At 74.3% G+C, this 7,381-nt stretch carries 8 protein-coding genes; 7 read left to right on the top strand and 1 reads right to left on the bottom strand.

The annotated features are described in order from the left end of the window. Positions 1 to 101: 101 nt before the first annotated feature. Positions 102 to 1,727, bottom strand: coding sequence for an FAD-dependent oxidoreductase (locus ACZ4UX_RS26335; RefSeq protein WP_329490980.1), 1,626 nt, complete (start codon positions 1,725 to 1,727; stop codon positions 102 to 104). Positions 1,728 to 2,035: 308 nt separating this feature from the next. Here ACZ4UX_RS26335 and ACZ4UX_RS26330 point away from each other — a divergent pair, with 308 nt between their 5' ends. Genes ACZ4UX_RS26330 through ACZ4UX_RS26300 form a run of 7 tightly spaced genes read left to right on the top strand, consistent with a single transcriptional unit; the run spans position 2,036 to position 7,279 of the window. Continuing rightward, on the top strand, positions 2,036 to 3,202 hold the full coding sequence (locus ACZ4UX_RS26330; RefSeq protein ID WP_329490979.1) for a SchA/CurD-like domain-containing protein: 1,167 nt from the start codon (positions 2,036 to 2,038) through the stop codon (positions 3,200 to 3,202). A 46-nt stretch (positions 3,203 to 3,248) separates the two neighbouring features. After that, positions 3,249 to 3,683, top strand: a complete 435-nt coding sequence (locus ACZ4UX_RS26325; RefSeq protein WP_329490978.1) for a cupin domain-containing protein — start codon at positions 3,249 to 3,251, stop codon at positions 3,681 to 3,683. Continuing rightward, positions 3,680 to 4,936 carry a beta-ketoacyl-[acyl-carrier-protein] synthase family protein gene (locus tag ACZ4UX_RS26320; RefSeq protein ID WP_329490977.1) on the top strand — a complete coding sequence of 419 codons (1,257 nt, stop codon included), beginning with the start codon at positions 3,680 to 3,682 and terminating at the stop codon, positions 4,934 to 4,936. The genes ACZ4UX_RS26325 and ACZ4UX_RS26320 overlap by 4 nt, the downstream gene beginning before the upstream one ends. A gap of 5 nt (positions 4,937 to 4,941) precedes the next feature. Next, positions 4,942 to 6,183: a beta-ketoacyl synthase N-terminal-like domain-containing protein gene (locus tag ACZ4UX_RS26315; protein WP_465708474.1), complete on the top strand. Its 1,242-nt coding sequence runs from the start codon at positions 4,942 to 4,944 to the stop codon at positions 6,181 to 6,183. 40 nt (positions 6,184 to 6,223) lie between these two features. Beyond that, the gene (locus tag ACZ4UX_RS26310; RefSeq protein WP_465708473.1) at positions 6,224 to 6,484 is read left to right on the top strand and encodes an acyl carrier protein; all 261 of its coding nucleotides are present in this window, start codon (positions 6,224 to 6,226) and stop codon (positions 6,482 to 6,484) included. Position 6,485: 1 nt separating this feature from the next. Next, positions 6,486 to 6,941, top strand: coding sequence for an SRPBCC family protein (locus tag ACZ4UX_RS26305; RefSeq protein ID WP_329490974.1), 456 nt, complete (start codon positions 6,486 to 6,488; stop codon positions 6,939 to 6,941). 5 nt (positions 6,942 to 6,946) lie between these two features. Further along, positions 6,947 to 7,279, top strand: a complete 333-nt coding sequence (locus tag ACZ4UX_RS26300; RefSeq protein ID WP_352297475.1) for a TcmI family type II polyketide cyclase — start codon at positions 6,947 to 6,949, stop codon at positions 7,277 to 7,279. Positions 7,280 to 7,381 lie beyond the last annotated feature (102 nt).

Genomic DNA, 7,381 nt, shown 5'->3' with positions numbered 1-7,381 from the left:
CCGCCCCCCTCTCCCCCCCCCCCCCCCCTCCCCCCCCCCCCTTCCCTCCCCCCCCCCCCCCCCCCCCCCCCCCCCGCCCCGCGTTCGCCGCCCGCTCGCGGCTACAGCTTGAGCGCCGTACGCAGCGCCGCCTCCACCGCCGCCTCCGGGTCCGCCACCGCGTCCTCGCTGCGCCAGGCGACGAAGCCGTCCGGGCGGACCAGCACCGCGCCGCCCGGCCGGAGGCCGTGCAGCTCGGCGAAGTCCGCGCCGGGCTCGGGCGCCAGGTCGTCCTCCGCCCCGGTGCCGATCCGGTAGGTGTCCAGCGGCACGGCCAGCCGGTCGGCCGCCCGGCGGGCGCCCTGGTGCCAGGCCGTGCCCTCGGGGCCGGTCAGCAGCACCATCGCCTGCTCGTACAGGTCGAGGGTGGAGAGCTTGACGCCCGCCCGCAGCAGCCACTGGTGCGGCGCCCGGCTGCCGGGTTCGCCGCCGGACTCGAACGCCTCCGGCACCACCGGCCCGGCCGGGTCCGCCCCGGCGACCGCGCCCACCGGGTAGCGGTAGCCGAGCGCCACCGCCAGCACCCCCGCCTGCCGCCCGACTCCGGGCACCACCGCGTACCCGGGGTGGCTGTGCTCGGCGGAGCGCGCCGAGGCCCGCTCGCTGGTCACCTCCGCCACCGGCCGGCGCTCCTGCCCGTACGTCTCCAGCAGCCCCGGTCCGGCCCAGCCGCAGAGCACCGCGGCCAGCTTCCAGGCCAGGTTGTGGGAGTCCTGGATGCCGGTGTTCGAGCCGAACGCGCCGGTCGGCGACATCTCGTGCGCGGAGTCCCCGGCCAGGAAGACCCGCCCGGCGGAGTACCGCGTCGCCACCCGCTCGGCCGCGTGCCAGGGGGCCTTGCCGGTGACCTCCACCTCGAGGTCCGGCACCCCGACGGCGGCCCGGATGTGCCGGACGCACCGCTCGTCGGTGAACGCCTCCAGCGGCTCGCCGTGCTCCGGGTGCCACGGCGCGTGGAAGACCCACTCCTCGTGGTTGTCCACCGGCAGCAGCGCGCCGTCGGCGTCCGGGTTGGTCAGGTAGCAGGCGATGAAGTGCCGGTCGCCCACCACCTCGGCCAGCCGCTTGGCCCGGAAGGTGATGCTGACGTTGTGGAACAGCTCGCCCTTGCCGCTCTGGCCGATGCCCAGCGCCTCCCGGGCCGGGCTGCGCGGGCCGTCCGCCGCGATCAGGTACTGGGCCCGGACGGTGCGCTCCTCGCCGGTCTCCCGGCTGCGCAGCAGCGCCGTCACCCCCTCGTCGTCCTGTTCGAAGGAGACCAGCTCGGTGCTGAAGCGCAGCTCGCCGCCGAGCTCGCGGGCGGCCTTCAGCAGGACCGGCTCCAGGTCGTTCTGGCTGCACAGGCACCAGGAGCTGGGGCTGAACCGGGCCAGCCGGCCGCCCGGGTCGATCTCCCGGAACAGCCACTCCTGCTCCTCGCCGGTCAGCGAGGGGGCCTGCAGGATGCCGTGGTTCGCGGCGAGCACCGAGGCGGCCTCGCGGATCGCCGTCTCGATCCCCGCCCCCCGGTAGAGCTCCATCGTGCGGACGTTGTTGCCTCGGCCACGCGGGTGACGCGAGGTGTCGGCGTGCTTCTCGACCAGCAGGTGTCTGACACCCAGTCGGCCCAGGAAGAGTGAGGCCGACAGCCCGACCAGCGAGCCGCCGACGATCAGGACCGGCACCCGGTCGTCAACCTTCGGATTCATCAATTGCTCCAGCCTGTACGGGGGTTCGCGACCCGGCTACGGGGCTCGGCGTCGCCCTCGGCGGGGCCCGCGCGCACGTCGGCCCCGCTCTTCCATCCCCCGCCGCGGGTCCCTTCTGCCGCCTCGTCGCCCGGATGGCCCGCATATCTCGCGCCACTCGTGGGGTCCGCGCACGATCGACCTCAGGCCTGGCCCCCACCCGCCCGGGCCGACCGCCACCGCACCGCCCTCCCCCCGCCGGGGCCCGTCCGGACGGAAGCCGCCCGGCGCGCACGGCGCGGGCAGCGCCCGAAGCAAGAAAGTGGATCATGACGACTCTGTCCGAACCGCAGGCCGAGCAGCACTCCGAGCAGCACACCCGACTGCGCGTGATGCTGATGCTGGAGATCAAGGACGGCGCCCAGCAGCGCTTCCTCGACGTGTACGAGAAGCTGCGCCACCAGGTGGCCTCGGTCCCCGGCCACGTCAGCGACCAGCTCTGCCAGTCGATCAACGACCCGCGGCAGTGGCTCATCACCAGCGAGTGGAAGGACCAGGAGACCTTCCTGGAGTGGGTGGACAGCCCCGCCCACCGCGAGATGGTCAAGCCGATGCACGGCTGCGTCAGCGACACCTTCCGCTCGCTGCGCTACTCCATCCTCCGGGAGACCTCCGCGGCCGGCGCCACCGGCACCCGCAAGCCGGTGGACGTGCCGCCCGGCCTGCCGCGCACCGCGCCGGCCGGGCACGTCGGCCCGCCGCAGGCCGCGCCCGGCCCGGACGGGGTGGTCCGGCACGCCCTGACCTTCACCGTCAAGCCCGGCAGCGAGCACGAGGTGGCCCGGATCCTCTCCGGCTACGCCTCCCCCAAGGCCGAGGTGGACGAGACCACCCAGCTGCGCCGCACCTCCCTCTTCATGCACGGCAACCGGGTGGTCCGGGCCGTCGAGGTGGTCGGCAACCTGGGCGACGCGCTGCGCCACGTGGCGATGCAGCCCGAGGTCCGCGCGGTCGAGGAGGCCATCAACCCGTACCTGGAGGAGGCCCGCCAGCTCGGCGACCCGCAGGCGGCACGCGCCTTCTTCGCCCGTGCGGCGCTGCCCGCCGAGCACCAGGCGATCGCCGGCTCCCCGGCCTCCGGCCGGCTGCACCGGCACGCCGTGCTCTACCCCGTCAAGCCGGGCAACGGCGCGGCCGTGGCCGCCCTGCTCGCCGAGCACGACAACCTGGCCACCGCCGACCCGACCGGCCCGCTCGCGGCCGCCACCGTCTTCCACCGGGAGGACGTCGTGGTCCGCCTGGTGGACCTGCGGGTCCCGGCCGAGGCCGAGCCGGCCGTCGCCCTGGGCGTGGCCGGCGAGCGCGAGGCCACCGTCCTCGGCCGGCTGCTGGACCTCGGTGCCGAGGGCGACCTGCGCACCGTCGCCGGCCTGAGCGCCCTCCTCGCCGCCCGCGCCATGAGCCCGGTCACCGACCGCAGCTCGCAGCTCACCTGACCGACCATCGGCCCTGCGCCGGCTCCGACTCCCGAAGGAAGAAACCATGTCCACGCAGTACCCACGGATCGTGCACGTCGACGAGGCGCCGGAGAACCGCCGGCGCGGCGGCGACCTGCGCGCCATGCTCACCCCGACCACCTGCGGCGCCACCAGCGGCTTCATGGGCCTGGCCATCGTGCAGCCCGGCGAGCGGATCGGCGAGCACTACCACCCGTACTCCGAGGAGTTCGTCTTCGTGGTCGCCGGCGAACTGGAGGTGGACCTGGACGGGGTGACCCACTCGCTCCGGCCCGACCAGGGCCTGATGATCCCGATCGACATGCGCCACCGCTTCCGCAACGTCGGCGACACCGAGGCCCGGATGGTCTTCCACCTCGGCCCGCTCGCCCCCCGTCCGGAGCTCGGCCACGTCGACACCGAGGAGACCGAGGGAGCGGTGACCTCCGGTCCGCCGGAACACGCCAAGGTGGCTTCGTGACCCGGCGGGTCGCCGTCACGGGGATCGGTGTGGTCGCGCCCGGCGGCGTGGGCGTACCGGCCTTCTGGCAACTGCTCACCTCCGGGCGGACGGCGACCAGGGGCATCACGCTCTTCGATCCCACCGGATTCCGCTCCCGGATCGCCGCCGAGTGCGACTTCGACCCGGCGGCGCACGGGTTGAGCCCGGAGGACGTCCAACGGGCCGACCGCTACGTGCAGTTCGCCATGGTGGCGGCGGACGAGGCGATCGCCGACTCGGGCCTGGACCTGGCCGCGGAGGACCCGTGGCGGATCGGCGTCTCGCTCGGCACCGCCGTCGGCGGCACCACCCGGCTGGAGCACGACTACGCCCTGGTCAGCGCCGGCGGCGCGCGCTGGGACGTGGACCACCGACGGGCCGAGCCGCAGCTGCACCGCGCCTTCGCGCCCAGCACGCTGGCCTCCGCGGTCGCCGAGCGCACCGGTGCGCACGGCCCGGTGCAGACCGTCTCCACCGGGTGCACCTCCGGACTGGACGCGATCGGCTACGCCTTCCAGGCGGTCGAGGAGGGGCGCGCCGACATCTGCGTCACCGGCGCCTCCGACTCGCCGATCTCGCCGATCACCGTCGCCTGCTTCGACGCTATCAAGGCCACCAGCGAACGCAACGACGACCCGGAGCACGCCTCCCGTCCCTTCGACGCCCACCGCGACGGCTTCGTGCTCGGCGAGGGCGGCGCCGTCCTGGTGCTGGAGGAGCTGGAGCACGCCCGGCGGCGCGGGGCCCGGATCTACGGCGAGATCGGCGGCTTCGCGACCTTCGGCAACGCGTACCACATGACCGGCCTCACCCAGGAGGGGCTGGAGATGTCCCGGGCGATCGACGAGTCGCTCGCCCACGCCCGGGTGGACCGCACCGACGTCGACTACGTCAACGCGCACGGCTCGGGCACCAAACAGAACGACCGGCACGAGACGGCGGCCGTCAAGCGCTCGCTCGGTGAGCACGCGTACCGGACGCCGATGAGCTCGATCAAGTCGATGGTCGGGCACTCGCTCGGCGCGATCGGCGCGATCGAGGTGGTCGCCTGCACCCTCGCACTGGCCCACGGCGTGGTACCGCCGACCGCCAACTACGAGACTCCGGACCCGGAGTGCGATCTCGACTACGTGCCGCGCACCGCGCGCGAGCTGCCCCTCCGGCACATCCTGTCGGTCGGCAGCGGATTCGGCGGATTCCAGTCCGCCGTCGTGCTCAACAGAACGGGGTGAGATCCATGACGTCACGTCAGCAGGGCCGCCGGGCGGTGGTCACCGGCCTCGGCGTGGTCGCGCCGAACGGTGTGGGGGCCGACGCCTTCTGGAAGGCCACCAGGCAGGGCGTGAGCGTCCTCGACCGGATATCCCGCGAGGGCTGCGCGGACTTTCCGCTGCGCGTCGCGGGCCAGGTACGGGACTTCGACCCGCAGTCCGTGATCGACAGCCGCTACCTGGTGCAGACCGACCGCTTCACGCACTACGCGATGGCCGCCGCCGACCTGGCGGTGGCGGACGCCGGGTTCGTTCCCGACCCCGACCAGCCGTTCGCGGTGGGCGTGGTGACCGCGGCCGGCTCCGGCGGCGGCGAGTTCGGCCAGCGCGAACTGCAGCAACTCTGGGGCCAGGGGCCACAGTTCGTCGGCCCCTACCAGTCCATCGCGTGGTTCTACGCGGCCAGCACCGGCCAGGTCTCGATCCGTGGCGGGTACAAGGGCCCGTGCGGGGTGGTCGCCAGCGACGAGGCCGGCGGCCTGGACGCCCTCGCGCACGCCGCCCGGGCCATCGAGCGCGGCACCGACGCGGTGGTGGCCGGCGCGGCCGAGGCCCCGCTGGCGCCGTACTCGATGGTCTGCCAGCTCGGCTACCCCGAGCTCAGCCTCGACGACCGGCCGGACCGGGCCTACCTGCCGTTCTCCGCCGCCGCCAACGGCTTCGCCCCCGCCGAGGGCGGCGCGATGCTGCTGCTGGAGGACGAGGAGACGGCCCGCCGGCGCGGCGCGACCGTCCGGGCGTACCTGGCCGGGCACGGCGCCACGTTCACCGGTGCCTCCCGCTGGGAGGAGTCCCGCGAGGGGCTGGCCAACGCCGTCCGGATCGCGCTCGACCAGGCCCGGATCGCCCCGGAGGAGGTCGACGTGGTCTTCGCCGACGCCCTCGGCGTCCCGGCCGCCGACCGCGCCGAGGCGCTGGCCCTGGCCGACGCCCTGGGCCCGTACGCCGAGCGGGTACCGGTGACCGCCCCGAAGGCGGGCACCGGCCGGGCGTACTGCGGCGCGCCCCTGCTGGACACCGCCGCCGCGGTGCTCGCCATGGAGGACGGCGTGGTGCCGCCCACCCCCAACGTCACCGAGGTCTGCCACGACCTCGCCCTGGTGACCGGCCGCGCCCGCCCGGCCGAGCTGCGCACCGCGCTGGTGCTCAGCCGCGGGCTGATGGGCTCCAACTCCGCGCTGGTGCTCCGGCGCGGGGACCGGGCCTGACCGAACCACTGCTCTGGCAACGAACTGAAGGGAACATCCCGTGAGCAACACCCTCAGCCATCCCGAACTGGCCGCGCTGATCCAGGCGCGGGCCGGCGTGGTGATCGACCCGCTCGACCTGGAGCGCCCGGGCGCCAGCTTCGACGACTTCGGCGTGGACTCCCTCGGTCTGCTCGGCGTGGTCGGCGAGCTGGAGAACCGACACGGCGTGAAGGTCACCAACGGAGCGGAGTCGGCGAAGACGCCGGCCGAGTTCCTCGACCTGGTGAACGCCTCGTTCGCCACGAAGGCCGGTGCCTGAGATGCCCGGACACACGGACAACGAGATCGTCATCGCCGCCCCGCTCGACCTGGTCTGGGAAGTCACCAACGACCTGGAGAACTGGCCGCAGCTGTTCAGCGAGTACGCCTCGGTCGAGGTGCTGCAGCGCGACGGCGACAGCGTGCGGTTCCGGCTGACCATGCATCCGGACGAGAACGGCCAGGTGTGGAGCTGGGTCTCCGAGCGCACCACCGACCGGGCCTCGCTCGCGGTGCGCGCCCGCCGGGTCGAGCCCGGGCCGTTCGAGTTCATGGACATCCGCTGGGAGTACGCGGAGGTCCCGGCCGGCACCAGGATGCGCTGGGTGCAGGACTTCGCGATGAAGCCCACCGCGCCGGTCGACGACGACGGCATGGTGAACCACATCAACCGCAACTCGCGGGTCCAGATGCAGCTGATCCGCGAGAAGGTCGAGAAGCAGGCGGGGGAGGTCTGAACCGGATGCACCGCGCACTGATCGTCGCCCGGATGAAGCCGGACGCCGCCGGCGGCATCGCCGAGGTGTTCGCCGAGTCCGACCGGGGCGAACTCCCGCACCTGATCGGCGTCACGGGGCGCAGCCTCTTCCAGTTCGGCGACGTCTACCTGCACCTGATCGAGGCGGACCGCCCGCCGGGCCCGGCCGTCGCCCGGGTCGTCGAGCACCCGGAGTTCCGGGACGTCAGCGACCGGCTCACCGCCTACGTCCAGGCCTACGACCCGGCCACCTGGCGGGGGCCCAAGGACGCCATGGCGCACGAGTTCTACCGGTGGGAGCGCGGCGGCGCGAGCTGACACCGCGTACCACCGGCCCGGGGGGGGGGGGGGGGGGGGGGGGGGGGGGGGGGGGGAGGAGGGGGGGGGGGGGTGGGGGGGGGGGGGGGGGGGCACCACGCG

The organism is Kitasatospora sp. NPDC028961, from assembly GCF_055564815.1.
The sequence above is the reverse complement of the archived record's forward strand: the minus strand, read 5'-3'. Positions and strand labels throughout refer to the sequence as shown.

What these genes read in the sequence shown, in the direction of transcription:
- ACZ4UX_RS26300 (WP_352297475.1), top strand. Translation starts at nt 6,947, where the DNA reads ATGCACCGCGCACTGATCGTCGCCCGGATGAAGCCGGACGCCGCCGGC.
- ACZ4UX_RS26325 (WP_329490978.1), top strand. Translation starts at nt 3,249, where the DNA reads ATGTCCACGCAGTACCCACGGATCGTGCACGTCGACGAGGCGCCGGAG.
- ACZ4UX_RS26330 (WP_329490979.1), top strand. Translation starts at nt 2,036, where the DNA reads ATGACGACTCTGTCCGAACCGCAGGCCGAGCAGCACTCCGAGCAGCAC.
- ACZ4UX_RS26305 (WP_329490974.1), top strand. Translation starts at nt 6,486, where the DNA reads ATGCCCGGACACACGGACAACGAGATCGTCATCGCCGCCCCGCTCGAC.
- ACZ4UX_RS26315 (WP_465708474.1), top strand. Translation starts at nt 4,942, where the DNA reads ATGACGTCACGTCAGCAGGGCCGCCGGGCGGTGGTCACCGGCCTCGGC.
- ACZ4UX_RS26335 (WP_329490980.1), bottom strand. Translation starts at nt 1,727, where the DNA reads ATGAATCCGAAGGTTGACGACCGGGTGCCGGTCCTGATCGTCGGCGGC.